The organism is Rhodococcus sp. IEGM 1366, from assembly GCF_033142425.1.
Taxonomy (GTDB): domain Bacteria; phylum Actinomycetota; class Actinomycetes; order Mycobacteriales; family Mycobacteriaceae; genus Rhodococcus_F; species Rhodococcus_F globerula.
The window spans coordinates 66,520-92,185 of sequence record NZ_JAWLRZ010000006.1 but is presented as its reverse complement, the minus strand read 5'-3'; the positions used below and the strand labels follow the sequence as shown (position 1 = coordinate 92,185).

General features: G+C 61.6%; 26 protein-coding genes and 1 riboswitch. Of the genes, 12 read left to right on the top strand and 14 right to left on the bottom strand.

All coding sequences use genetic code 11. The features are described from left to right. Positions 1-52 precede the first annotated feature (52 nt). Positions 53-1,729 (top strand): MFS transporter, encoded by a 1,677-nt coding sequence (locus R4P64_RS18720; RefSeq protein ID WP_219111489.1) that lies wholly within the window; start codon positions 53-55, stop codon positions 1,727-1,729. Between the two features lie 2 nt (positions 1,730-1,731). Further along, entirely contained in the window at positions 1,732-2,217 is a 486-nt protein-coding gene (locus R4P64_RS18715) for a DUF2771 domain-containing protein (protein ID WP_033234362.1), read from the top strand. A 67-nt stretch (positions 2,218-2,284) separates the two neighbouring features. Here the strand turns inward: R4P64_RS18715 and R4P64_RS18710 are convergent, their stop codons facing one another. Further along, positions 2,285-2,698, bottom strand: coding sequence for a cold-shock protein (locus tag R4P64_RS18710; protein WP_165826321.1), 414 nt, complete (start codon positions 2,696-2,698; stop codon positions 2,285-2,287). Positions 2,699-2,931: 233 nt separating this feature from the next. Between R4P64_RS18710 and R4P64_RS18705 the strand changes: the two genes are divergently transcribed. From R4P64_RS18705 to R4P64_RS18695, 3 genes are all read left to right on the top strand, one after another. Further along, positions 2,932-3,159 carry a membrane protein gene (locus tag R4P64_RS18705; protein ID WP_033234089.1) on the top strand — a complete coding sequence of 76 codons (228 nt, stop codon included), beginning with the start codon at positions 2,932-2,934 and terminating at the stop codon, positions 3,157-3,159. Between the two features lie 33 nt (positions 3,160-3,192). Then, positions 3,193-3,582 carry a YccF domain-containing protein gene (locus tag R4P64_RS18700; RefSeq protein ID WP_138872204.1) on the top strand — a complete coding sequence of 130 codons (390 nt, stop codon included), beginning with the start codon at positions 3,193-3,195 and terminating at the stop codon, positions 3,580-3,582. A 255-nt stretch (positions 3,583-3,837) separates the two neighbouring features. Then, a riboswitch (cyclic di-AMP (ydaO/yuaA leader) is annotated at positions 3,838-4,056 on the top strand. Between the two features lie 8 nt (positions 4,057-4,064). Next, the gene (locus R4P64_RS18695; protein WP_033234087.1) at positions 4,065-4,625 is read left to right on the top strand and encodes a transglycosylase family protein; all 561 of its coding nucleotides are present in this window, start codon (positions 4,065-4,067) and stop codon (positions 4,623-4,625) included. Between the two features lie 88 nt (positions 4,626-4,713). Here R4P64_RS18695 and R4P64_RS18690 read toward each other — a convergent pair whose 3' ends face one another. After that, on the bottom strand, positions 4,714-4,902 hold the full coding sequence (locus R4P64_RS18690) for a hypothetical protein (RefSeq protein WP_033234086.1): 189 nt from the start codon (positions 4,900-4,902) through the stop codon (positions 4,714-4,716). A 60-nt stretch (positions 4,903-4,962) separates the two neighbouring features. Here R4P64_RS18690 and R4P64_RS18685 point away from each other — a divergent pair, with 60 nt between their 5' ends. The 6 genes from R4P64_RS18685 (at position 4,963) to R4P64_RS18660 (ending at position 12,707) form a co-directional block, all read left to right on the top strand. Continuing rightward, complete coding sequence (locus R4P64_RS18685; RefSeq protein ID WP_317822183.1) at positions 4,963-7,287, top strand: helicase-associated domain-containing protein; 2,325 nt, start codon at positions 4,963-4,965, stop codon at positions 7,285-7,287. Positions 7,288-7,374: 87 nt separating this feature from the next. Beyond that, on the top strand, positions 7,375-7,500 hold the full coding sequence (locus tag R4P64_RS18680; RefSeq protein WP_254922770.1) for a hypothetical protein: 126 nt from the start codon (positions 7,375-7,377) through the stop codon (positions 7,498-7,500). A 234-nt stretch (positions 7,501-7,734) separates the two neighbouring features. Next, positions 7,735-7,899: a hypothetical protein gene (locus R4P64_RS18675; protein ID WP_165826323.1), complete on the top strand. Its 165-nt coding sequence runs from the start codon at positions 7,735-7,737 to the stop codon at positions 7,897-7,899. 216 nt (positions 7,900-8,115) lie between these two features. After that, positions 8,116-9,774, top strand: a complete 1,659-nt coding sequence (locus R4P64_RS18670) for a DNA repair helicase XPB (RefSeq protein ID WP_092806577.1) — start codon at positions 8,116-8,118, stop codon at positions 9,772-9,774. A 100-nt stretch (positions 9,775-9,874) separates the two neighbouring features. After that, positions 9,875-11,962, top strand: a complete 2,088-nt coding sequence (locus R4P64_RS18665) for a peptidase (protein ID WP_411742692.1) — start codon at positions 9,875-9,877, stop codon at positions 11,960-11,962. Between the two features lie 82 nt (positions 11,963-12,044). Further along, positions 12,045-12,707 (top strand): DUF3239 domain-containing protein, encoded by a 663-nt coding sequence (locus R4P64_RS18660; protein ID WP_033234082.1) that lies wholly within the window; start codon positions 12,045-12,047, stop codon positions 12,705-12,707. 23 nt (positions 12,708-12,730) lie between these two features. Here R4P64_RS18660 and R4P64_RS18655 read toward each other — a convergent pair whose 3' ends face one another. The 7 genes from R4P64_RS18655 to R4P64_RS18625 form a co-directional block, all read right to left on the bottom strand. After that, entirely contained in the window at positions 12,731-13,717 is a 987-nt protein-coding gene (locus tag R4P64_RS18655; protein ID WP_033234360.1) for an LLM class F420-dependent oxidoreductase, read from the bottom strand. 9 nt (positions 13,718-13,726) lie between these two features. After that, on the bottom strand, positions 13,727-14,962 hold the full coding sequence (locus tag R4P64_RS18650; RefSeq protein WP_317822179.1) for an MFS transporter: 1,236 nt from the start codon (positions 14,960-14,962) through the stop codon (positions 13,727-13,729). Then, complete coding sequence (locus tag R4P64_RS18645; RefSeq protein WP_317822177.1) at positions 14,959-16,305, bottom strand: LLM class flavin-dependent oxidoreductase; 1,347 nt, start codon at positions 16,303-16,305, stop codon at positions 14,959-14,961. Before R4P64_RS18645 ends, R4P64_RS18650 begins: the two co-directional genes overlap by 4 nt. 35 nt (positions 16,306-16,340) lie before the next feature. After that, complete coding sequence (locus R4P64_RS18640) at positions 16,341-17,219, bottom strand: ABC transporter permease (protein ID WP_317822175.1); 879 nt, start codon at positions 17,217-17,219, stop codon at positions 16,341-16,343. Further along, positions 17,212-18,033 (bottom strand): ABC transporter ATP-binding protein, encoded by an 822-nt coding sequence (locus R4P64_RS18635; protein WP_233365172.1) that lies wholly within the window; start codon positions 18,031-18,033, stop codon positions 17,212-17,214. The genes R4P64_RS18640 and R4P64_RS18635 overlap by 8 nt, the downstream gene beginning before the upstream one ends. Next, the gene (locus R4P64_RS18630) at positions 18,030-19,109 is read right to left on the bottom strand and encodes an ABC transporter substrate-binding protein (protein WP_317822173.1); all 1,080 of its coding nucleotides are present in this window, start codon (positions 19,107-19,109) and stop codon (positions 18,030-18,032) included. The genes R4P64_RS18635 and R4P64_RS18630 overlap by 4 nt, the downstream gene beginning before the upstream one ends. A 406-nt stretch (positions 19,110-19,515) precedes the next feature. Beyond that, the gene (locus R4P64_RS18625; RefSeq protein WP_317822172.1) at positions 19,516-19,725 is read right to left on the bottom strand and encodes a hypothetical protein; all 210 of its coding nucleotides are present in this window, start codon (positions 19,723-19,725) and stop codon (positions 19,516-19,518) included. Positions 19,726-20,290: 565 nt separating this feature from the next. Here R4P64_RS18625 and R4P64_RS18620 point away from each other — a divergent pair. Then, a complete protein-coding gene (locus tag R4P64_RS18620) occupies positions 20,291-20,779 on the top strand; it encodes a DUF1269 domain-containing protein (protein WP_045068985.1) in 489 nt (162 codons plus the stop codon). A gap of 18 nt (positions 20,780-20,797) precedes the next feature. On the opposite strand, the gene R4P64_RS18615 is transcribed toward R4P64_RS18620, so the two are convergent. The 5 genes from R4P64_RS18615 to R4P64_RS18595 are packed head-to-tail and all read right to left on the bottom strand — an operon-like array spanning position 20,798 to position 25,610. Beyond that, complete coding sequence (locus tag R4P64_RS18615; RefSeq protein ID WP_317822171.1) at positions 20,798-22,477, bottom strand: FUSC family protein; 1,680 nt, start codon at positions 22,475-22,477, stop codon at positions 20,798-20,800. A 34-nt stretch (positions 22,478-22,511) separates the two neighbouring features. Next, on the bottom strand, positions 22,512-23,585 hold the full coding sequence (locus R4P64_RS18610) for an ABC transporter ATP-binding protein (RefSeq protein ID WP_317822170.1): 1,074 nt from the start codon (positions 23,583-23,585) through the stop codon (positions 22,512-22,514). Then, complete coding sequence (locus tag R4P64_RS18605; protein ID WP_317822537.1) at positions 23,582-24,388, bottom strand: ABC transporter permease; 807 nt, start codon at positions 24,386-24,388, stop codon at positions 23,582-23,584. Before R4P64_RS18605 ends, R4P64_RS18610 begins: the two co-directional genes overlap by 4 nt. Then, entirely contained in the window at positions 24,388-25,200 is an 813-nt protein-coding gene (gene modA, locus R4P64_RS18600; protein WP_411742689.1) for a molybdate ABC transporter substrate-binding protein, read from the bottom strand. The genes R4P64_RS18605 and modA overlap by 1 nt, the downstream gene beginning before the upstream one ends. After that, on the bottom strand, positions 25,197-25,610 hold the full coding sequence (locus R4P64_RS18595) for a molybdopterin-binding protein (protein WP_033234071.1): 414 nt from the start codon (positions 25,608-25,610) through the stop codon (positions 25,197-25,199). The genes modA and R4P64_RS18595 overlap by 4 nt, the downstream gene beginning before the upstream one ends. Positions 25,611-25,666: the final 56 nt, after the last annotated feature.

Genomic DNA, 25,666 nt, shown 5'->3' with positions numbered 1-25,666 from the left:
CTCGTCAGGGGTGTGCGTGGTCGCAGATCACGGACTAGGACAGAATTGAGTGGTGACCGGACCGCGCGAACCCTACGACCCCGATACCCGGCGAATTCCCGACGAATCCGCAGGGCAGACTTTGCATCCCGGTTACGACAATTACCCACCGGCGACGCGGCCGTCGGCGCGTCGCGCGCCGTTACCTCCGCTTCACCCGATCCCCGGCTCCCGTGACGACGCCGGCGATGGCGACGAGGCCAGAAGTTCGGGCTCGAAGAGCAGTTCCGACGCGCCCAAAGCCCCGCCGATGCCCCGCAAGCTCACGGTCACGCGAGTGGCCGCGATGCGCAGCCGGGAACTGACGAACAAGGGCATCGCTACGTTCCAGCGCGCCGCAAAAGCCGACGGCGCGGACAAGTCCGGCCTTACCGCGTTGACGTACGCGGTGATGACCAACAACGCGACCGACGCAGCTCTCGCGGTGGCCTTGGCAAATACCCTGTTCTTTTCCGCTGCCACTGGCGAGGACAAAACGAAGGTCGCGCTCTATCTCCTGATCACCATCGCTCCGTTTGCGGTTATCGCTCCCCTCATCGGACCGATGCTCGACCGATTGCAGCGGGGCCGCCGAATCGCACTGGCGGCGTCGTTCGGACTTCGTACCGTGCTGGCGCTGATCCTCGTGTTCAACTTCGACAGTTGGATTCTGTATCCGGCTGCCCTCGGCATGATGGTGCTCAGTAAATCGTTCTCGGTACTCAAGAGTGCGGTGACTCCACGTGTACTGCCACCGGAAATAGACCTGGTCAGGGTCAATTCGCGGCTCACCGTGTTCGGGTTGATCGGTGGAACCATCGGTGCGGGCGCTGTGGCCGGCGCACTCGCACTCGCCTTCAAATCGCCTGGTGCCCTCTGGTTCGCCGTGGTCGTGACGGTGTTCGGCGCCTACCTGAGCATGCGCATTCCGTCGTGGGTCGAGGTGACCGAAGGCGAAGTTCCCGCCACCATCACCTATCACCCGGACGAACAACACACAGCAGGCGGCGGACGCGCTTCGGGCATCAAGAGCGCAAAAGTGCGTCAGCCACTCGGACGCGCGGTCATCATCGGGTTGTGGGGCAACGGCACCATTCGCGTACTCACCGGCTTCCTCACGTTGTACATAGCGTTTGTCGCCAAATCCAAAACGGACCACGAGCCGTTGCAGCAAGCAATGATGCTCGGCCTGGTCGGCGCTGCCGCAGGGCTGGGCAACTTCGGTGGCAATGCTGCCGGTGCGCGACTCAAACTGGGTCGACCCGCCCTCGTCGTTCTTCGCTGCACCGCGTCGGTGTGGATCATCGCCGTCATCGCGGCTTTGACCGACAACTTGCTGACGGCCGCGCTCGCGACACTGATCGCGTCCGCGGCGAGCGCTTTGGCCAAGGTCTCTCTTGACGCGTCGCTGCAGCACGATCTGCCCGAGGAATCTATTGCGTCCGGTTTCGGTAGATCCGAAACCGTCCTCCAGCTCAGTTGGGTGCTGGGCGGGGCGTTGGGCGTTCTGCTGCCTACTGAATACTGGATCGGGTTCACTGTTGTCTCGGTGTTCTTGACGATCGGTCTGCTGCAGACGTTCCTGAGTTACCGAGGCAGCTCACTTCTGCCCGGGCTCGGTGGCAAGCGGCCTGATCTGGCCGAGCAAGAAGTGACCGAAGTGATCTACACCGGCAAATCCGATCGAGGACAAGGAAGTACTCCGCAGTGATCATGCGCGCAAGAACAAAGAAGATCGTGGCAGCGGTCAGTGTCCTGATGGTGGTGGCGCTGGTTGCCTACGTCTCGGTTCTGGTCGTGATCATCAAGAACATCAACGACGAGCCCGATGGGCTCCCGCAGATCACCGCGTACGCGCACGGTCGCACCATCGAGACTCAGCCTGCCGGGTTCTGCACGATCGACCTGTCACAGTGCGCGCAGATCGGCGATGTGTACGAACTCGACGTGCCCGAGGGATACCCGTTGCAGTTGTCGTTGTCGAAGGAAGTCTCGGACGCCGAGTGGGCGATGCTGGCAGTCTACGAAGACGCCGACGGCAATCAGACCGGTGAGCCTCGCTTCTTCGGAGCCGGTGAATCGTTGGCAGTCACCGTCGAAGCCGAACCCGAGAAGCAACTGGTGGGAGTGGAGATCCACCTTGCTGTCGGCGAAGGTAGCGAGCAGGGGCTACTGATCTGGTCGATCAAGACAGCCTGACCGCTGACATACAAAATGCCCTGCACATCCCGAGAGGAGTGCAGGGCATTTTCTTGTCTCGTACTGATCAGCTGTCGAGCTCACGCGCCACGGCGCGGACAACCTCGGAGATCCGCTGCGCGGTCTTGCGGTCGGGGTACTTGCCGTTGCGCAGGTCAGGCTGAACCTTGGCCTCGAGCAGCGTGATCATGTCTTCGACCATGCCGTGCAGTTCGTCCGGGGTGTGCTTGCGGACAACCGGCTCACGTCGCTGCGCCGATGCGCCGCGCAGCGACGGGGCAGGCTCGAGCACCTTCAGGCTCAGCGCCTGCGGACCGCGTCGACCGGCAGCCATACCGAATTCGACTTTCTGGCCTGCTTTCAGACCCTCCACACCTTCGGGAAGGGCAGACGCACGTACATAGACATCCTCCCCCTCCTCCTGCGACAGAAAGCCGAAACCCTTTTCGACGTCGTACCACTTCACCTTGCCGGTTGGCACCGCGTTCACCCGCTCATCACTCGTCTGGGACTGGCGTCCCACTACTTTCGGAAGGCTCGCGTACGAGCCTCGATGGTCCTGCTCGCATCACCCCGACGAAGTAAACGACTCCGGTCGAAGAATGCAAAAGAACGCGCCCCGAACTTGCTTGACGGGACGCGCAGTCGGCTCACAGTCTACCTGTGACGAACCGGTCTCGGCACCCACGTTTGCTGGGCACTACCCTTGTAGATGTGGACACTCAACCGAACCCGAGCACTTCCGGCACCGGAAACGGCTTGTTTCGAGTCGCGATGGGGTTGTTTTTCATCGGACTCCTCGCACTCGTCGCCATCTTCGCGATCAACATCTTCAGCGACACACCGCCCGGGTTGGCGCTGTACTTGATCTCCTTGGCGTGTCCGGTCGGTTTTCTGCTGGCCATCGTCTACACCTTGAGGGCGGGTCGTCGCGCCCGCTGATCTCCCGTCACCCCAACCGAAAGGTCACCGACCATGAGACTTCTCCTGAACGTAATCTGGCTGGTCTTCGGTGGATTCTGGTTGGCCTTGGGTTACTTCGCGGCAGGCATCATCTGCTGCATCCTGATCATCACGATCCCCTTTGGTATCGCCGCGTTCCGAATCGGCATCTATGCCCTCTGGCCGTTCGGTAAGACCGTCGTCGACAAGCCGACTGCTGGTGTCGGTTCAATGATCGGCAACGTCATCTGGGTGATCATCGCCGGTATCTGGCTGGCGATCGGCCACATTGTCACGGCGGTGGCAATGGCAATCACGATCATCGGCATCCCCTTGGCCGTCGCGAACCTGAAGATGATTCCGATCTCACTGATGCCTTTGGGCAAGGAGATCGTCGACGTCAATCGCGTGAACTACGCATAGCTTCCAATTCCCCACCGATAACGGTGTGACCTTCATCACATTACGGGTGGATAACGGAATAGCCACAAGAGAACCTTCACTGCGGAATCCTTCACTACCTGGGAAGAGTCCCCTGCGCTTTCGCGGCGGGTTTGTATCCCATTCGGCGCGCCGCGTTATCAAATGGTGACATGAGCGGTGAGAGCCGTTACCGTGAATTCCGGCCGGGAAACTCCGGCCACCTCCGGCCCGCCGCGCCAAACCTTGTCCCGCGGGTACCGGAACTTCCCACTTTCGAGCATTCCAGGGACAAGGACGGGGGACCCAAAGTCCTCTGTGAGAGCAGAAATGTTCTCCACCTGACACCGGTTCGACAAGCAACACATTCGAACCTTGGGGTGAAGCCAGACCCTTTCCAGCCAGGAAAGGCGAGGCCGGGCAACCTCTCAGCCCGAACCCGACAGCTGACCTCGCAGGCGCGTGTGGAGAGGAAATTCACGATCATGAGCGGACGCCATCGCAAGCCCACCACCGCAGGCCGCACTGTCGCCAAGGTCGCCGTCACCGGCGCCATCATGGGTGTAGCAGGAATCGCAGCCACAGGTACCGCCAGCGCTGCCCCCGATTCCGACTGGGATCGCCTCGCACAGTGCGAAGCGGGCGGCAACTGGGCCATCAACACCGGCAACGGCTACCAGGGCGGATTGCAGTTCTCCCCCAGCACGTGGAACGCACACGGCGGCGGCGAGTACGCAGCCACCGCAAACAACGCCACTCGCGAGCAGCAGATCGTTGTTGCCGAGCGCGTCCTGGCCAACCAGGGATGGGGCGCTTGGCCGTCCTGCTCCTCGAGCCTCGGTCTGAGCAGCGGCGCAACGCAGCGGTCCGCTCCGGCCACGACGCCGGCCGCACCCGCCGCACCGGCACAGCAGGTCGCTCAGACCGTCGCACATCCGGTCTCCGACGCAATCGATCAGGCCATTGCATTCGCCGAGGCCAACGGCATCGTCGTCGATCCCCAGATCCTTGCAGCAGCAGACACCGCGAAGTCTTTCCTGAAGTAGGACTGCGAACTGCGCGTTCCGCTCGAACGCACCCAGCTACGAAGAAGGCCCGCACCGATTCGGTGCGGGCCTTCTTCGCGTAGTGGATCTAGCGATTGATGACGGTGTACGGATGGATGTAAGGAAGTGACTCCACCGGTAACGGGAAGGTGGTGTCCTCGCCGAACGGTGAAAGTCCACCGGAGCGGGTCGATGACAATTCGGTCACTGCGTGATCTCCGTCTGCAGTTTCCGGCCATCCTGGATCTACATAGTGCTGCTTCGAATTGTTGGCCACGAAGCCATTTTGACAGGACTCCGTTACGCCGTACATACCAGGTCTCTAATCTGATACCTGATGACCGAAATACGTGGCACCCAGGCGGGCACTTCCGGAGCCGACAGTTTGACCGAATGGCTGTCGGCGCGCACTGACGCCGAGCTGACGGAACTGCTGCGTTTGCGGCCGGATCTCGCTGTGCCGCCGCCGAGCACGATGGTGGTGCTCAGTGGACGCGCACAGCAACGCGCGTCGGTCGGTAGAGCAGCCGACGAGCTGGACACACTGGACTTCGGACTTCTCGAACTGCTGGCGCTCGCCGGCGCCGAGGAAACCCCCATGACGCGCGCGGAATTGAACGACGCGCTCGCTGCCCGCGCCCTCACCGGCAAGGGCAAGGTCACCAAGAAGGCAGTCGATGCCTCGCTTGCGAAGATGCGGGCCTATGCGCTCATCTGGGGCACGGATCCGATCAGCATCGTCCCCGCTGCCATGGACACCATCCCGTGGCGACTGGGCCGCGCCCTCGAGCCCGCCGAGTCCATGTCGGAAGCTGAGATCACCGCTGCGCTCAATTCGCTCGGCGAACGTGAACGCGGTCTGCTCGAGACGCTGGCCAACTCGAGCCCCATCGGCCGAACCCGCGACGCGGCTCCGGAAACGCCCGCAGATCGTCCCGTGCAGAAACTCCTGGCGGCCGGCCTGCTCCGGTGGTTGGACGAGCAGACGGTGGAGTTGCCGGCGACGGTACGTCAGGTTATCCGCGGCGAACCGGTCTTCGATCCGACAACGCTCACCGCGCCGGTGATCACCGGCGACAAACTCAAACCTGCCGACGTCAATGCGGCGGCCGCGGGCGAAGCCCTCGAGTTGGTTCGCCAGAGCGAAAACGTGATCGCCGTTCTCGGGGCCGCACCTGCCCCGGCGTTGCGCGCCGGTGGACTCGGAGTGCGTGAACTACGACGTATCGCGAAGGCCGCGGACCTCGACGAGAGTCGGCTCAATCTTGTGGTCGAACTCCTCGCCGCCGCCGGATTGATTGCCAGCGGCACCCCCGACCCCGCCCCGGCGTCCGACACCGCGGACGACTACTGGACCCCGACGATAACGGTCGACGGTTGGCTCAACGCGACCACGGCCCGCAAATGGGAGGTCTTGGCGTCGGCGTGGATCGATGTCCCCCGAGTCCCCTGGATGATCGGAATGCGCGATCCGTCCGACAAGCCGATCGCCGCGCTGGCGGAGGAGGGCCGCGCGCCGTCTGCACCGAGAGACCGGGCGTCGATTCTCGGACTCTTGGCCGAACTCGACAGTGGGCAGAGCGCCTCGCCCGCCGAGGTGAGCCGTTCACTTGCGTGGCGTCATCCCCGACGGAGCGGCCGGCTTCGGACATTTGCAGTCGAAAACACACTTGCGGAGGCGTCGGCTCTCGGATTGGTGGCGCGGGGCGCACTGAGTTCACCGGGCCGGGCGATGCTGCACGGCGGCGACGCCGAAGCCGAAATGGCGGCGGCGCTGCCAAAGCCGATCGACTACATCCTGGTTCAGGCCGACCTGACGTTGGTCGCACCCGGCCCGCTGGTACCTGACCTGCTCGAGCAGGTGACCTTGGTAGCCGATATCGAATCGGCCGGTGCGGCGTCGATGTACCGCATAAGCGAGAGCAGTATCCGCCGAGCACTTGATGCCGGATTGACGGCGACGGAACTGCAGACGATGTTCAGCACGAAGTCCAAAACTCCGGTACCACAATCGCTTTCGTACCTCATCGACGACGTTGCACGCCGGCACGGCCGGTTGCGGGCGGGCGTGGCCGCGTCGTTCATCCGATGCGAGGACGCATCCCTCTTGGCCGAGGTTCTCGCTTCCCCCGTCGCGGAGCCCTTGGCCTTGCGCGCCCTCGCCCCCACGGTGGCGGTGTCCCAGGCACCGCTGCGGGAAGTTCTGGCCGAACTTCGCGCTGCCGGCTTTGCGCCCGCAGGCGAGGATTCGTCGGGCGCCCTCGTCGATCTGCGCCCGCGCGGGGCTCGAATCCCGAACCGTCGCTTGCGGCACGCCACCCGAACGCCGTCGAGTCCGTCGCCGGAACAGCTCGACGCACTGGTGCGAACGATGCGAGCCGGCGACCGCGCTGCCACACCCGGCCGGGGCGGCGTTCGCGCCGACGGATCGCGGGAAAGCAATGCCGCCGCCATCGCGCTGCTCTCGTCCGCAGCCCGCGAGGGAAAGAGCGTCAACATCGGCTACGTCGACGCTCAGGGGGTGGCCACGCATCGCATCGTCGATCCGGTCAGCGTGGGCGGCGGGCAGTTGGACGCATTCGATCCGGCGAGTGGCGCAGTGCGCCGATTCACCTTGCACCGCATCACCTCCGTCAGCCCTGTCGACACCGGAAAAAAGTGATCGGAAAAAGGCAACTGGCTTTTTTCTGTAAATGAAGTATGGTCGAGGTCAGTTTGTGATTGCCACTTCGAAAAATGAGGAGCGACAATGGCTGACAAGGCACCGGGCAAGAATATGAAAAAGCCCGCCCAGTCGATCAAGGAACGCCGCGCAGAAAAGCGCGAAAAAGCTGCGGATTCTTCGGAATTGATCCGCAAGAGAAAGCGGAGCTGACGGAAAATACTTTCGTTCTTCTCTCGAAAAACTTTCATCATGCAAGCCGAGACCGATGCGCTCGACTACCTTCACGAGACGTTCGACCAGTTCAGGTCCAGTAGAAGAGGCACAGATCCACGGTCCCGCGGATATGTTGCCGGGATGACACTGGCCGCGGTCTGCGTCCTCGACGAACACGCTCGTCGACCCGGAAGTTTGTTATCGGGTCGTTCGTAAAACAAAGGACCCACCGTGAAAAGAACAATCCATGCGCTTGATCGCATTCAAACCCGACTTGAATCAGAACTGGATTCAACTCCCGGTGACAGCGAAAAGAATATCGGCTATCGCTCCGGAATTTCCGAAGCGATAACTCATGTCATGGAAATGCGAAAGTCTGCGGTGGCGCAGAAATAGGAAGTTTCCGCGTCTCCGAAATACGGGGTCAGGAATAGCCGTCAACTGTGCCACGTTGACGTAGGGGTGCCCAAGTGCGGGCACCCCTGTTTGCGTTGTGTATTGCCCGTCACTTGGCGTATTCACCGCGATGGCAGGACAATGGCAGGGTTGCCGCGACACTGCTGCATTCGCTACACGGCTGCACCATCGCATTCGCTACACCAGGAGGACTTCGTGACCGACGGACCGTTGATCGTCCAATCCGACAAGACGCTGCTGTTGGAGGTCGATCACGAGCGCGCCGGCGATGCCAGACAGGCAATCGCACCCTTTGCCGAGCTCGAACGGGCCCCCGAACACGTCCACACGTATCGCATCACGCCCCTGGCCTTGTGGAATGCCCGTGCCGCCGGACACGACGCCGAGCAGGTAGTCGACGCACTGGTCTCGTTCTCGCGGTTCGCCGTCCCGCAGCCCCTACTGGTCGACATCGTCGACACCATGGCCAGGTACGGACGCTTGCAGTTGGTCAAGAGCCCGGTTCACGGCCTCATCCTGGTCAGCCTCGACCGCGCAGTGCTCACCGAGGTGATGCGGCACAAGAAGATCTCACCGATGCTCGGCGAGAAGGTCGACGACGACACCGTGATCGTGCACCCGAGTGAGCGCGGTCGCCTCAAGCAGATGCTGCTCAAGATCGGCTGGCCGGCCGAGGATCTCGCCGGTTACGTGGACGGCGAAGCGCACCCGATCGATCTCGCTTTCGAAGAGGGCCATTGGGAACTGCGTGACTACCAGCAGATGGCGGCGGATTCGTTCTGGGCCGGCGGCTCGGGCGTCGTCGTGCTGCCGTGTGGTGCCGGTAAGACGATGGTGGGCGCGGCGGCCATGGCAAAGGCCAAGGCCACCACACTCATCCTCGTCACCAATACCGTTGCCGGTCGTCAGTGGAAGCGTGAGCTCATCGCCCGCACGTCGTTGACCGAGGAAGAAATCGGCGAATATTCCGGTGAGCGCAAGGAAATTCGACCCGTCACGATCGCGACGTATCAGGTGATCACGCGTCGTACCAAGGGTGAGTACAAGCACCTCGAACTATTCGACTCCCGCGACTGGGGCTTGGTGATCTACGACGAGGTTCATCTGCTGCCCGCGCCGGTGTTCCGCATGACTGCCGATCTTCAGTCGCGTCGTCGCCTCGGCCTCACAGCAACATTGGTCCGCGAGGACGGCCGCGAGGGCGACGTATTCTCGCTCATCGGCCCCAAGCGTTACGACGCTCCGTGGAAGGACATCGAGGCGCAGGGTTGGATTGCGCCGGCCGATTGCGTCGAGGTGCGAGTGACGATGACGGACGCCGAACGCATGTCCTACGCGGTGGCGGAACCGGAGGAGCGCTACAAACTGTGCTCGACGGCGCACACCAAAATTGCTGTCGTGAAGTCGATTCTGGCCAAACATCCGGATTCGCCGACCTTGGTGATCGGTGCGTATCTCGATCAGCTCGACGAACTCGGTGAAGCCCTGAACGCACCGGTGATCAAGGGATCGACCAAGAACAAGGAACGCGAGATCCTGTTCGATCAGTTCCGTAACGGCGAGATCCAGACGCTGGTGGTGAGCAAGGTCGCGAACTTCTCGATCGACCTTCCGGAGGCGTCTGTCGCCGTACAGGTTTCGGGAACCTTCGGATCGAGGCAGGAAGAAGCTCAGCGACTCGGGCGCCTCCTGCGACCCAAGCACGACGGCGGTCAGGCGCACTTCTATTCGGTGGTTTCCCGCGACACGCTCGATGCCGAGTACGCGGCACACCGTCAGCGGTTCCTCGCAGAACAGGGGTACGCGTATCGAATCACCGACGCGGACGACCTGTTGGGCCCAGCCATCGGTTGAACACATTTCTATAACAAGTTTCACTAATTAGCTGGACGGACGTCCATATCGCGATAGCGTGCTCCCTGTCACACTTGTGCCTATCGGGGAGTCGCGCATGTTGCGCTCGGTTACACGTTCACGCGGTCGTCTCGGCGTCGCAGTTGCGCTTCTGACAGCGTCGCTGCTGTCTGCAATCGGAGTGGTTGCCACCACCGGCGTCAGTTCGGCGACTCCGGTCGCCCCAGGTACAACGGTGTATCAGCTTGCGAACGGCTGCTACGCACTACAGGGTGCCGACGGTGCGTTCGTGAACCGGGACGGCAGCGGCTACCGCGGCGGCGGAACAACCGTCGACGACGCCGAATCATTCAGGCTCCATGCGGCGCAACTCGGCCGGTTCATGTTCTACGGCACCGACGGATCGATGCTTGCCCATGACGGCGCCGGCGGCGTCGTGGCAACGCCAATCGCGACCCCGTCGACGGACTGGACAGTGATGTCGAGCGGCGACACATTTGTTCTCACTGCAACCACAAACGGTCGAGCGTTGGTCAGCCACGATTCCACCCTGTCGCTGACCGAACCCGGTGTCGCTCCGGAAGCCGCCTCCTTTGCCCTGATCCCCCGCACCGGATGCGCCGATTTCCCGGAAGCCGAAGTGAACGCTACTGGTGCGCCGTCGGAGATAGGCCCGGGCGGCGAGGTCACCGGATTCATCGACACGCACGTGCATATGAACGCGTCCGAGTTCATGGGAGGAAATCTGCACTGCGGTAAGCCTTTTGATCCCCAAGGCGTCACCGCCGCGCTGGTCGACTGCCCGGACCATCAACCCAACGGCATGCCGGCGCTACTCGAAAACGTACTCTCCTTCGGTGATCCCTTCGCAACCCACAACACCGCCGGGTGGCCCACTTTCCCCGATTGGCCGGCTCACGATTCCCTGACTCACGAGCAGACCTACTACACGTGGGTGGAACGCGCGTGGCGCGGCGGTTTGCGCATCTTCACCAACCTTCTCGTTGCCAATCGTGTTCTGTGCGAGCTGTATCCGACCAAACGCAATCCGTGCGACGAAATGGAGACGATCCGGATCCAGGCCAAGCAGACACGTGAGATCCAGGATTACGTCGACGCACAGTACGGCGGCCCCGGCCGTGGCTGGTTCCGGATCGTAAGCTCTCCGGCCGAAGCCCGGCAGGTGGCGGCCGACGGAAAACTGGCCGTCACGCTGGGTATCGAGGTGTCGGAACCCTTCGGGTGCACACTGCGAAACGATGTGCCGCAGTGCACGACCGAAGACATCGATCGCGGTCTGGACGAACTCTACGATCTGGGTGTCCGGCAAATGATCGTCACGCACAAGTTCGACAATGCCTTAGGTGGCACGCGTTTCGACGGTGGCATCACCGGGGTGGCCGTCAACATCGGTAACTACCTGGGTACCGGCGAGTTCTGGCAGTCCGAACCGTGCACCGGCGTCGCCGAGGACAACGAGCTGCCCACCAAGGTCGACGGTGCCCAGAATCTCCTCGCCGTACTCCCACCCGGCGTGACGCTTCCGGTGTATCCGGCCGGTGCGCAATGTAATTCACGTGGATTGAGCGCTCTCGGTGAGCACACCATCCGTGGGTTGATGGATCGAGGCATGATCATCGACATCGACCACATGAGCGTCAAGGCAGCGGACGCGACACTCGGTATCCTCGAAACCGCCCAGTACTCCGGCGTTGTGTCGAGCCACAGTTGGAGCGACGAAAGCTTCTACCGGCGGATCTATGCACTCGGTGGATTTGTTGCGCTGTACGCGGGCACACTCGATGCTTCCGACGGTAAGCACGGCGAGACCGGATTCATCGACCAGTGGCGCGAAGCCCGGGAGATGCGAAGCGAAAACTACTACTTCGGATTCGGCTACGGCGCCGACACCAACGGATTCGGCCCCCAGGCCGCGCCGCGCAGTGATGCCGACGTCAATCCTTTGCAGTACCCGTACACCGCCTTCGACGGCACTGTCATGGACAAGCAGCGTGCCGGTGACCGCGTCTTCGACGTCAACGTCGACGGTGTGGCTCAGTACGGAATGATCCCCGATTGGATTGCGGACATGCGTATTGCCGCAGGGCCGGATGGAGATCAGATTATCGACGACATGAGCCGCGGCGCGGAGGCCTACCTGCAGATGTGGGAGCGCGCGCGGAAGTAGCTACCCTGGTGGAGTGGCTCCTGGAGTTTTCAGGAGCCCTCGACCGAGTACACCCGCCCGCCACCTGCGAAGGAACACACCAGTGGCTGATTTCCAGTTCACCGTCGACAAGGCTCACGCGAAGTCCGTCAACGACACGTTGGCCGATGTCCGTCGTCTGCAGGTTTCTGCCGTGATCTTCGCCCTCATCCTCGCTGCGCTTGCCGCCTGGCTCATCAGCATGGGTGCGGTGTGGTCCACCATCGCCGGCGCTGTTCTCGCTGTCGGTGCGATCAGCTCGCTGGGCGTGGCCGTATGGGCGCCACGCAAGGTGGGAAGCATCGAAAAGTTGTACAGCGAAAACCCGTTGGTCCCCACGATCGTCTCCGAGATTCACCCTCGCGCCGCGACACTGACCGCGCTGATCGACGTCGCGAAGCCGTCGACGCAAGGACCGCGATACGCGTTGGTCAGCCGAAACGTCCGACTCAACCCTCATTGGAAGGTCGGCGATCGTGTTCCGTCGGTCGCCCTACGGTCGGACCGCTCCACACGCAGCAAGGACGACGTCTGGCAGATGGTCAACCCGATGCCCATCGAATGGGGCACCAAGGACGCCCGAGTCCTGGCCCGCGCCACCGCAGCGATCAGTGCAAGTGAGTGGAACTTCCTTCAGAGTCGACTCGCTGATTCGAAGGAAGTTCGCACCCACCCGGAACGCCGCGTCATGATCGAGCCGGCTGACCTGCCCGACAACCTGCGCTAGCAACTGCCGCTGAGGCAACTGCTCTAGCGCAGTGCCGGCAATACCTCACGTTCGAACAACTCGATGCCCGAGGTGTCGTACGCAGCTTCGGGGAAGTAGAAGATCCCGTATTCAAGCCCCTGTGCCTTGAGAGCTGACAGGTTTTCGATGATCTGTTCCGGAGTTCCGACTGCGGGCATGCCGCGGAACGCGTCCAGCGACGCTTCGGCAGCAGCTTCGCCCACCAGAGGCGTCAGCCGGTCTTTGACTACCCGAAGCCGCTCGGCCACTTCGGCTTCCGTCGATCCGATGGCAACGTTGTAGTTTGCGGAGCGGACGATGGCGTCGAAGTCGGTGCCCACCGTATCGCAGTGCTTCTTCAAGATCTCGGACTTGCGCCCGAATCCTTCGGGTGTTCCGTCGAAGTTGGTGTACTGCGCGTATTTTGCTGCAATCTTCAGTGTGACCTTCTCGCCGCCGCCCGCGATCCACAACGGGATTCCCTTGTCCTGAAGTGGAAGTGGTCGACAGATAGCGCCGTCGACCTGGTAGTACTTGCCGTCCAGCGTCGCGCTGCCGGTCGACCACGACTGTCGCATGATCTGGATTCCCTCGTCGAGACGGCCGAGTCGCTCACCGGCAGAAGGGAAACCGTAGCCGTAGGCGCGCCATTCCTGCTCGTACCAGCCGGCGCCGATACCCATTTCGACACGACCGCCACTGATCAGGTCGGTGGTGGCCGCAATTTTTGCGAGATAGGCCGGGTTGCGGTAGCTGATGGCGGTACACATCTGGCCCAACCGGATACTCGACGTCGACGCGGCAAGGGCCGACATGAGGGTCCATGCCTCGTGCGTTGCTTCCTCCGTCGGCGCAGGAACCGTATGAAAGTGGTCGTACACCCACGCCGACTCCCACGGTCCCGCTTCCGCCCGCAACGTGAAGTCACGCATCACCTCCCACTGCTGTGCAGGGTCGATGCCAACCAGGTCCAGGCGCCAGCCTTGAGGAACAAAGAGTCCGAATCGCATCATGCGAGCCTACCCAGACCGTCCGCGATCCGCCTGCGCCGCCACGGACGGCGAATAGTGCGGAATATATCGGTGCATCACTGCCGCGCCGGCAAAGGACGTCGCTCCCAGAACTGCAAAGGCCCAACCGAGTGGAACCGCAGCGGCAAGCACACCAATCGCAAGAGGTCCGCCGAACATCCCCGTGTCATGGGTCAGGCGCCAGGCTGCGAGAAACTCGGCCCGCTCGTCCGGTGGAGCGATATCCGCACCCAACGTCATGATGACACCGTTGCCCAACCCGTTGCCGATGCCCATGACAACGGCAACCGCGGTCAATCCCAGTGCTCCTGTCGACAGCGGCAGCAGAAGATACGACACTCCGATCACAGTGAGCGACGGGACCGCCACCAATCTTCTGCCGTAGCGGTCCATGATGTGCCCGGCCGGATACGAGCACAGGAGATCCACTGCCGCGCCCACACCGAAGATCACACTGACCTGGGCAGCGTCCAACCCGAGATGCAATGCCCACAGTGGAAGTACCGCTTCCCTCGACGCCCGAGCGGCGCCCATCAGGACAGATCCGATGCCCAGTGTCGACAGCGGTGCGCGATGTCGACCGAGAATGTCGGTCAACGTGACGAGTCGGTGTGCGCCGCCGCTCGCGTCGACCGTGCGCGGTGGATCGGAAACGCGTGCCATCAGAGCCCCGGCGAGTACAACACCGACCAACTGAACCAGGAATCCGCCGCGGGTGCCCATCATCAGAATCACCCCGGCGCCGATCAGTGGTCCGAGAAAGAATCCCAGACGCCACATCGCCGCGAACGACGACATCGCCCGGGCTCGCAAGCTCAGCGGAACCGTCTCAGCGAGGTAACTCTGCCGAGCCAGGCCCCACACCGCATTTGCCAGTCCGGTCAGCAGGGCTCCGATTCCCAGTACCCAGGGAGTCGCGGCGAACAGGCAGATCACCACTCCTGTTGCACCGAGAGCACTTCCGCCGATGATGGACCGACGCTCGCCGAAACGCGAGACTATCCGGCCGGCCGGTAGATCACCGAGAACAGCGCCCAATCCGCCGAGCGCAACGATCAGTCCCGCAACGGTGATCGACGCCCCGAGGTCCCGGGCGGTCACGGCCATGATCGGCGCCGCCGCGCCCTGGCCGATTCCGAAAATCGCAGCCGGGACAAAAACCGTTGTCACCAACGGCTTCAGCGCGCCTACTCCTGGCTGCGCTCGGGGAACTGTTTCCGTCACGCGCTCACTTCTACGGCCACCGTAGCCCGCGAGCGCTTACCGACCGACTCCGCAAGCCCGTAGTGGCCACGCAACGTGGATTCGGTGTACTCCGTACGGAAAAGCCCCCGGGACTGCAGAATCGGCACAACCCGATCGACAAATATCTCGAGCCCACCCGGCAGGTACGGCGGCATGATGTTGAAACCGTCGGCTGCACCTTTGTCGAACCATTCGGTCAGCTCGTCGGCAACCTGCTCCGCCGTCCCGGCAAAGGTGCGGTGTCCCCGCCCACCGCCAAGTTTGCCGATCAGCTCACGGACCGTGAGCTTTTCGGTCTCAGCCAAGTCCTTGACCAATTGGTATCGGCTCTTGTTGCCCTGGATGTGATCAAGATCGGGCAACGGCGGAAGAGGTGCGTCGAGCGAGTGTTCCGTGAGGTCGACGCCCACCATGTTCGAGAGTTGACGCAGCGAGTACTCCGGAGAAATCAAATCGGTGAACGACTGCTCGAGAGTTTTTGCTTCGGCTTCAGTGTCGGCGATGAAGGGAACGATTCCTGGCAGCACTTTGAGGTCGCCCGGATTGCGGCCGTACCTGATCAAACGAGATTTGAGGTCGGAGTAGAAGTCTTGGCCCTGTTCGAGTGTTCGCTGCGCAGTGAAGACGGCTTCGGCATATCGCGCCGCGAAGTCTCTACCGCTTTCGGAAGATCCAGCTTGTACCAGTAGTGGCCGGCCCTGCGGCGATCGCGGCGAATTGAGCGGCCCGGCCACCGAGAATCGTGGACCGTCGTGGTCGATGCGGTGCACGCGGTCCGGGTCGGCAAACACGCCAGTCTCCTCGTCCAGGAGGATTGCGCCCTCTTCCCAGCTGTCCCAGAGATCAAGCGTCACATCGACAAACTCTTCGGCCCGCTCGTAACGGTCACTGTGCGCCGGCACTGCACCCAGTCCGAAGTTTGCGGCTTCATCGGCGCCGGCCGACGTCACGATGTTCCACCCGCCGCGGCCACCGCTGATGTGATCGAGCGAAGCGAACTTCCGCGCGAGAGTGTACGGATCGCCGTAACTGGTCGAAGCCGTGGCGATCAGGCCAACCTTGTCTGTCGCTGCCGCTATCGCCGACAGCAAGGTGACCGGCTCGAAAATCGCCTGGGTATTGTGCTTGACGCGCGGACCGACGGCCAAACCGTCGGCAAAAAACACCGAGTCGAGCTTCCCGCGTTCCGCGATGCGGCCCAGATTCTGGAAATGCTTGACATCCAACAAGTTAGCCGCATCAGTATTCGGATGACGCCACGCTGCTTCGTGGTGGCCGACGCCCATGAGAAATGCGTTCAGGTGAAACTGTCGTTCGGACATGATGAAAGAACGTTCCTTTCGTAGAGTGACGAGTGTCAGGTGGCGGGACGCCAGCGTGAGAGCCGGCGTTCGATCAGCACCAGGACACCGTTGAGGCTAAGACCGAGCAAAGAGATTGCGATGATGCCCGCATACATGTTCGGGATCTGGAAGTTCAACTGGGATGCAGTAATCAGATATCCGAGACCGGCTTTGGCTCCGACCATTTCGGCTGCAATCAGCACGAGGATCGACGACGCGGCCGACATCCGAATCCCGGTGAAGATCGTAGGTACCGCGGCCGGGAGGACAACCTTCTGGAACAGCCTGATCGGGGAAAATCCGAGTGATACAGCGGATTTGACGAGCAAAGGATCAACGCTGCGCACTCCGGAGATCGTATTGAGCAGGATCGGGAAGGTGCAGGCATAGATCACCAGCGCGATCTTCGACTCTTCACCGATTCCGAGTATCAGCACGAATACGGGCAGTAGCGCCAAAGCCGCTGTGTTGCGAAACAGTTCGAGGATCGGATTGAGGAAATCCGAGACGGGGCGGTACCACGCAATCGCGATGCCCAACGGAACCGCGATCACTACTGCCACAAAAAATCCGGTCAAGGCACGAGACAAGCTTGCGGTGACGTGTTCTTGCAGTTGGCCGTTACCGACCAGAGTGAAGAACGCCGACACCACTTCACTGAACGGTGGGAGAAAAACCCTGTCCACCAACCCGAAGCGTGGTGCTAATTCCCAGATTCCGAAAAGCACAGCGATGGCAATCGAAGGCTTTGTGATGCGCCATGCCGTCGATCGCACGTAACGTGCTGCGGCGCCGACCTGATCGGCCGACTTTCGGGTCACAGAGCCGACCCGCCGCTCTGATGTCGGTTCCGGCGCGGTAACCAATTCCGGGATTGCCAGTGCGCTAGACATTCGCGGTCTCCTTCGTCGGATCGAGCTCATCGGTCCGCGCACGTTCCACTTCACCGTGCAGAAGGGTCCAGATCTGGTGCCGGTAATCGCGGAATTGCTCACCGGAGCGCACATCCGCGGCGGTCCGATCGATGTCGATATCGACGATCGTCTTCACCCGGCCAGGCCGGGACGTCAAGACGGCCACGCGTTGTCCGAGATAGATGGCCTCGTCGATACCGTGAGTGATGAACAGAATCGTCTTGCCTGTCGCTTTCCAGATCCGGAGCAACTCGCCCTGCAACGATTCCCTCGTCTGTGCGTCCAATGCCGCAAACGGCTCGTCCATCAGCAACACTTCCGGGTCGAAGGCAAGGCTGCGAGCGATAGCGACCCGCTGCTTCATACCGCCGGACAGCTCGTGGGGGTACCGATCGGCGAAGCCCTCCAAGCCGACCAACTCGAGGTAATGATCGGCAAGTTCGCGTCGTGTGCTCTTCTTGACGCCCTTGGCCTCCAATCCGAACTCGATGTTGTGACGAGCAGTGCGCCACGGCAGCAGAGCATACTGCTGGAAGACAATTCCGCGATCCAGCCCCGGACCGGTGATCTGCTTGCCGTCCAAAAGGATTCGACCTGATGTAGGAGAACTGAGCCCGCCGAGCAGATCGAGCAGAGTGGACTTGCCGCAGCCGCTGGGGCCGACGAGGACCAGAAACTCGCCCGGTGCCACGTCGATGTTGATGCCCTCGACCGCCGTGAATTTTTCACTCGTCCCGCGAATGTCGAATTCCTTGGTGACGTCCTCTAGCCGAAGTTTCGGTTGAGTGCTCATTTTCCGACCTCCAATGCCTGTCCGTCAGCGCCACTTTCGGGTGTGTACGTCCCGTTGGCGTACGGGTTGAATGTGTTGGTATAGATGTCCGCCGGAGTCAGTTTCCCTTCCTCCAATTCACCGTTGCGGGTCAACCAGTCGATCCAGGTACTGATCTCGACGTCCTCAATCACTCCACCGGGTCCGGCGACTCCCGGGCTCTTCCAGTAGCTGATCAGCTTCGTGTCTTCGTTGCGTCCCCGAGAGTTGATGATCGAGGTAAATTTGGCGACTACTTCATCGCGCGAGTGCGTCTGCGTCCAACGAATGGCGCGTGCTGTTCCCTGCACGAAGTCAGCGACTGCATCTTTGTTCTGCGCGATGTAGTCGTCGCGGAATACCAACGTGCCGTAAGTGAACGATCCGAACAGCGATTCGTCCGTGAAAAGCTCACGCAGACCTCCACGTTCGAGGGCAGAATCTCGGAAGACCGATCCGAGGGTTGCGACGTCGATCTGACCCTGGCGTAGTGCCTGTTCCGTGTTGACCGGCGGAACAACGATCAGTTCCACCTGGTTGATCTCGTCCGGCGTAAGACCTTCCCGCGCAAGCCATTCACGGACGACAAACTCGTGGTGCGCCCCGAGGGTGTTCATTCCGACCTTCTTGCCGATCAGGTCCTTTGCCGATGTGATCGGACTACCGTCCAGTACGTAGTACCCATTGAAACTCTGCTTGTCCGAGCCGTAGTAACCGATGACCGAAGTGATCGGAGATCCGGCAGCAGCCAACTTCACGACGGCTCCGTTGAAGGCTCCGCCGAAGTCGGTCTGACCGGTGGCTGCATTCTGGATACTCTGCGGACCACTGGTGGTGTCGCCGATCCAGTCGAGTTGCACGTCGTCGAAATACCCGAGGTCGGCGGCAAGTTCGGGGAACAACACCTGACCTGCGCTCCCCTCGTAGCGAAGGACGGTCTTACCGTCAGCGGTCTTGACCACTTCGTCGGAGGAACCGGAGCATGCGACGGCGAGGCCGGCTAGAGAGACAAGTGCGAGGGCCGCGGCGACAGAGCGCGCGAAACGGGGGCGAATCATGAAGGTGCTTCCTGTAGAAGATGATTTGTGCCGTGATCGGCTACATCGGCCCTCGGCTGTACCGAAACGTCATGTCCTGCAGAGAGCGCTCGACGGGTGAAGTTCACGCAGCGTCGTACGATGTGCTCTGCGGAGGCAGATGCGGGTGGTTGTCGGTTCAGCGACAACAGCGACAGGACGAGAACACGTGGGACTCCAAACGTGGAAGGCAGTACCTTGGCTGGTAATACCGTCGAAGGCAGTACCTTTGTAGGCAGTGCCGACACCATATGTCGGCGCCCCCTACGTGGGTCAACGATTTATTCACGCCGGATTTCAATGTGTGAAGACCACCGAAACGGGACATGTAGTCCGCTGTTCGGTCAGCTCGATCGGCACTGCAAGTAGCTATCGGGCTGCATCATTCTCAAACACTGAATCCACCGAGCATTCCGACAGCCGCAAGTGTTGCCAGGGCGGCAACAAAGATTACCGAGTAAAATACTCGGCCGTCGAGGATAAGTGCTGGTTCGCGTAGTTCGTACCTACGTTCCGTTGAATCATTGTCAAAGTCTGGATCATCGTCAAAGTCTGAATCATCGTCAAAGTCTTCGGTATTCGAGGATTCTTCGCCCACGGTCTCCACCCGAAAATATCGAGATCGTTCTAGATCGCATCACCGATGTCCGCCACGAACGAAAGTGACGTGGCCGCCGCAGAGCCGATCGCAAAGCCTTGCCGGACAGCGTGGTTGGCTGGAGATGTCCCTGTACTTGTCATGATGTCTCCTTCTGCGCAACATCGTCGTGCGATCAGTATCGGAAGAATCCGGTCTTCTGGCATCACCCCGAAAGGATGAGCGCTCATCTATTCCGGGTGATGACAGCAAATAACTTCCGGTGCAATTCTTTTCCGGACACCATCGCGATTCGTTCGGAGGAGACCATGACGCAAGAGCTCGAGTCGGCCGAAGGTGTGCCAGTCACATCACAGTGGTTGTTGCCGCGCGGCCTCATCGTGTTGCTCGGGTTGACCCGGTCCGAACCTCCCCACTAGGTCACCGGATCATCCGTGCCGGGTGATGTGTTCGGGAGAGTCGAAATCGAGGATGGATCGGTATCGAAACGCAGGACACCGCTCACCGGAACCGCATCTCTACCGTCAACTTCGGGGAAAATCTCGGCAGGTAAAGGAGTAAATGAATGAGTGCAACCTTGACGGTGTGGAAGTTCCCGACGCCCTCGGGCGCGGATACCGCGATCACCACACTCGAAGACCTTCAGAGACAGGAACTCATCAAGATTCGCGACGCAGCGCTTGTGTCGTGGCCCGAAGGGGCAAATAAGCCCAAGACTCGCCAGCTCAACAACGTCACCGGTGCCGGCGCACTCGGAGGCGCATTCTGGGGACTGCTATTCGGGTTGCTCTTCTTCATCCCGCTACTCGGAGCTGCGCTCGGGGCCGGGATCGGCGCGCTCGCCGGTTCTTTGACAGATGTGGGAATCGACGACGAATTCATAGCCGGTGTCCGCAAGAACGTCACCCCCGGAACTTCGGCACTGTTCGTACTGACTTCAGACGCCATCATCGACCGGGTACATGAGGCATTCGACGGTCAGTCCGGTGAACTGGTGTCGACGAACCTCAGCCACGAGCAGGAACAGCAGCTACGGAACGTGTTCGCCGAGTAGTGCTAACAGTGGATTCGGTCAGCTCGATCGGCACGCCGCGTAGCGTCGTTCCCAATTCTCGAGGTGCGAGCGCGACACCGTGGTGCCGAACGACAACCGGTGCAGCACATCGGATCCAAGGTGATGCAACTCGGTGTGCGCTGCCCACTTCAGTGTCACCCAGTCCGGTTCGTTGTGCGCTGCATCGATTCCTGCCATGGCGGCGCCGCGAAGTTCGAACTCCAGATCGCGACACAATTCTGCACTCGGCGCACGCTGTGCCACCCGAATGTCGGTGAGCAGCACGCCGAGCAGTCGCGCCACGCGCCCGTCGACCCACTCCAAAGTTCGGCGATGAGCACGGCGGCCCACAGTCCACAGCACGATCAGTGCGACCACAACGCCGACTGCTGTTTCGATCATTCGACTCAGGACCAGATGCTGCACGGTGCCGTGTGCGCCACCGGCGGCACCCAGAAGGATCGCCATCGGCGTGATGAAGATGACGGCGACTCCGTAATTGCGCACCAGGAACAGCTCGATTCCCAACTGCAGCACAGCAAGTACCGCCACCATGGCAAGGCCGGTCGGGCTCCACAGATACACCCCGCCGAGCACGAGTAACCCGAGAACGGTCCCGCCGATCCGGTGAATCCCCCGATAGGTTCCCAGAATTCGATCCGGCCCCTGGTGGAGAACCATCGCGGCTGCGATCACTGCCCAATCCGGTCGGTCGATTCCGAGAAGAACCGTCAGGCTTCCCGCTGCGATGCAGGCCAGAAGTAGCCGGACTGCAGTGATCGTCGCTCGACTGGACGGATTGCAGGCCCGCAGAAATCTGTACCGGATCGTCGGGTCGGGCAAAGGCGGATACACACCTACCTCGTCGATGTCGAAAGCTGCGTCCGCCATCAACTCCGGGTCGTGATCGTCGGCCAGTGCTCGCGCCATCCGCATCTGCGCGCGCTCCAGCTCACGAGTGAGCGGATGATCGGTACCGACAATCTTTCCGCGGTACAGGCATTGCCATGCATCCTGAAGTCGCAGCGCGGCAGCGTGACGGTTCGCTTGATCTGTCGCCGCCACGTATTCGTCGACGGCCGACACGGCCGCGTCGACGGCAGCGTGTTCCACCGCTCTCGGCGCCCACAGTATCCCCGTCATGGATACGAGTAGTGCGCTCGCTCCGCCTACGGCCGTCCACAGGGCAACCTCTGTCGGCGGTTGTCCCGGAGTGGCGATCACCGAACTGATCTCTGTCGTCAACAAGAGGAAGAACGCTCCTGGTGGCCCCAATCGCAACGCGTCAACGGTGAACGCACAGGTCGACACCACGACTGCCATGACCAGAATGACGAGTATCAGGAGAGCCTCGGGGGCGCCTTCGGAGATAGCCCGGTGGATCGGTTCGCCCACCGATGCGCCGATGAAGGAGAGAAGCGTCAAGGCCAACGCGGCAATGCCGACGGCTTTCCACCGGCTCCGGTATGGCCGGCCTTCACCGTAAATCGAGGCGAAGGCTCCCAGCCCGACGAGAAGTGACGCAGAGCCGTATCCGAGAAGCGTCGCGACTGTCGCCGGAATCGCGAGAGCGAGCGCCACCCGAACGGCTCCTGGAAATCGGTTTCCCACCGGCGGCAATCCGAACAACACACTCCGCGCAGGCCGTGGTGCGGGAACGACGGCAGGCTCCCCTGGTGGTGCGTCTTCGGGGTTCACTACCCATCCTTCGAGCCGAATAACGTGTGAGACGTTACTGAGCGTAGATCAGCGTCTCTGTCGCTTTGACAACGAAGGTCACCGTCGCGCCCGGTACGAGATCGAGCTCGGCCGCCGCTGCTGTCGTGATGTCGGCCGAAAGTCCCGGCTGGCCCTCGTCGTCCTCGGCGCGTACCCGAACCGTCGAGCCTCGATTCTCGATCTCGGCAACAGTGACGTCGAACGCGTTGCGAGGGCTTCCGTGCGGCGGATGGAGATACACCGACACAGCACTGGGTTCGAACATCGCAACTGCTGGGCTACCCACTGGCACAGCCACTTCGGCAAGGCCGGCGATGGCGGTACCACCAGGAGTTCGGATCGCGCAGTCCTCGATCATGACGCCACTACGCAGATTGATTCCGGCAATCCTGGCGGCAAACGTACTACGAGGACGCGTCAGCACCGTCCGCATATCTCCACGTTCGACGACGCGTCCACCATCCATAACCACGACGCTATCCGCGAGCGCCAAGGCATCAAGCGCGTCGTGAGTCACCAGAACGGCTGTGCGGTTACCGGTTCGCAGCACTCGTCGCAGCAAGGAACGCAGCGCCGGGGCCGACGATACGTCGAGTGCTGACATCGGTTCGTCGAGGAGCAGTAGTTCAGGCTCAGCCGCCAGTGCCCGCGCCACTGCAACACGTTGTGCCTGGCCCCCGGACAGCTGCGACGGTTTCCGATCCGCCAACTCGCCGGCGTCGACGGCGCCGAGCCAGTGGCGGGCCGCCTGCGCGGATTCACGACGAGACCGCCCGGCACTGCGCGGTGCAAACGCGACGTTGTCCACGGCACTGAGATGAGGAAAGAGCAGTGCGTCCTGAGCGAGCAGGACAGTCCCACGTTTGTGCGGAGACACGCAGACTCCGGCAGCGGTATCGGTCAGCACCCGTCCATTGAGTTCGATTCGCCCACGATTCGGATGATGCAGTCCCGCAACAGCAGCCAGCACCGTCGATTTTCCGGCGCCGTTCGGGCCGAGTATCGCTGTCACCTCACCGGCGGCAACGTCGAACGAGGCGATCACGTCGCGTTCGGGGATTTCGACATCCACGTGCAAGCCGCTCACAGTGATCCTGCCGATCCGCGGCCACGGACGGCGACGACGATGACCACGGCAACAACGACCAGAACCAGCGAAAGTGCCACGGCAGCATCGGGATCACTCTCACGTTGCAGGTAGATCTCCAGCGGCAAGGTGCGTGTGACTCCTTGCAGGCTCCCGGCAAAGGTCAGCGTCGCACCGAACTCCCCCAACGCTCGCGCAAAGGCGAGTACGGCTCCCGAGATCAGACCGGGAATCACCAGCGGCAGGGTGACGCGTCGTAGCACCGTGGTCGGCCTGGCTCCGAGCGTTGATGCCACGGCCTCGTAACGAGTGCCTGCCGTCCGCAGTGCCCCTTCGAGACTGACCACCAGAAACGGCAGCGCGACAAACGTTTGTGCCAGAACAACGGCGGTCGTGGAGAATGCGATCTGAATTCCGAGCACCTCCAACTGCTCCCCGATCAGCCCTTTACGGCCGAACGTGTAGAGCAGCGCGATTCCGCCCACTACCGGAGGCAGGACGAGCGGCAGCAAGATCAGTGACCGCAGTACCGACAGTCCACGGAAACTGCTGCGCGCCAGCACCACAGCCATCGGTACCCCGAAGAGAATGCAGAGCACTGTGCTCATCGCCGCGGTCTTCAGGCTCAGCTTCAGAGCCGCTATCGACGACTCCGAGGTCACGAGTTGCCAGAACTGCGACCATTGCACCGTCTGCAGCATCGCGAGCAACGGAACTATCACGAAGGCCCCGCCGATCACGGCAGGGAGATAAATCCATACCGGCAGCCCGAGCGGAGCACGGACTGCCGTTCTGATTCGCATCACGGAGCGGCAAATCCTGCATTCGTCAGCACAACCAGACCCTTCGGGCCACTCACGAGATCAACGAACTTGGTCGCGGTGGTGAGGTTCTTCGAATCCTTCAGTGCTGCAACCTGGTACAGGTTGACAACGGAAGCGGCCTCGGGGAAGGCGATGGTCTCGACCTTCTCGCCCGCCGACTTCGCGTCTGTTACGTACACGATGCCGGCATCTGCCTGACCTGAGGTGACTTTGTTCAGCACGTCGGTTACCGAGGACTCCTCACTGACCGGCTTCAGGCTTTCACCGCTCGCTTCTTCGACCTTCTTTGTGGCAGCCCCGCAGGGAACCTGGGGAGCACAGATCACCAATTGTGTTCCCTCCTTGGCCAAATCAGCGAACGAGGTGATTCCCTTCGGGTTACCAGGCGGCACCACGATCGTGAGAGTATTGCTCGCAAAGTCGGAGGGCGTACCTGCAACAACTCCAGCGTCGGTGGCCTTCTTCATGTTTGCCGCATCAGCCGACGCAAACACATCCGCGGGAGCGCCCTGGATGATCTGCGCAACCAGATCCGACGAACCAGCGAAACTGAAAGTAACTGTAGTTCCGGGGTTTTCGGCCTCGAATTCCTTGCCGAGTTCGGTAAATGTGTTCTTCAGCGATGCCGCCGCAAAAACGGTGATGTCGCCGGTCACTGTTGCCGAAGTACTGGCAGCCGCCGTCGACGTCGAAGGTGACGAGCTGTCCGAGCTACTGCAACCGCTCACCAGAGCAAGCGAGAGAACACCTGAGGCAACTATTCCGAGCGCTTTTTTCACTGATTTCCTCACTGCGTTTTCAACGTTGACGGGGTTTCCACGATCACGGTTGTGGCTTTGACTACGGCAACCGCGATGCTGCCGACTTCCAATCCCAATTCACGAACGGCGTCGGTGCTCATCAGCGAGACCACGGTGAACGGACCGCACTGCATTTCGACCTGCGCCATCACCGTGTCGGTGACAACCTTGGTCACGAGGCCGGCAAACCGGTTGCGGGCCGACGTCCCGGTACTTAGCGGGTCTACGGGAGCGGGAGCCGCGTTGGATCGCGCAAACGCAGCCAGTTCGGCGCCGTCGATCACCTTGCGACCCGAATCGTCGGTTGCCGCGCTCAGCTGCCCGCTGTCGATCCACCGACGCACGGTGTCGTCACTGACACCCAGTAGCCCGGCCGCTTCGCGTATTCGTATGTTGGGCACCTCATGATCGTAGGGCTCGCAGCAGCCCCGAACAAGCCAAAATGTCCGCAAGTGCG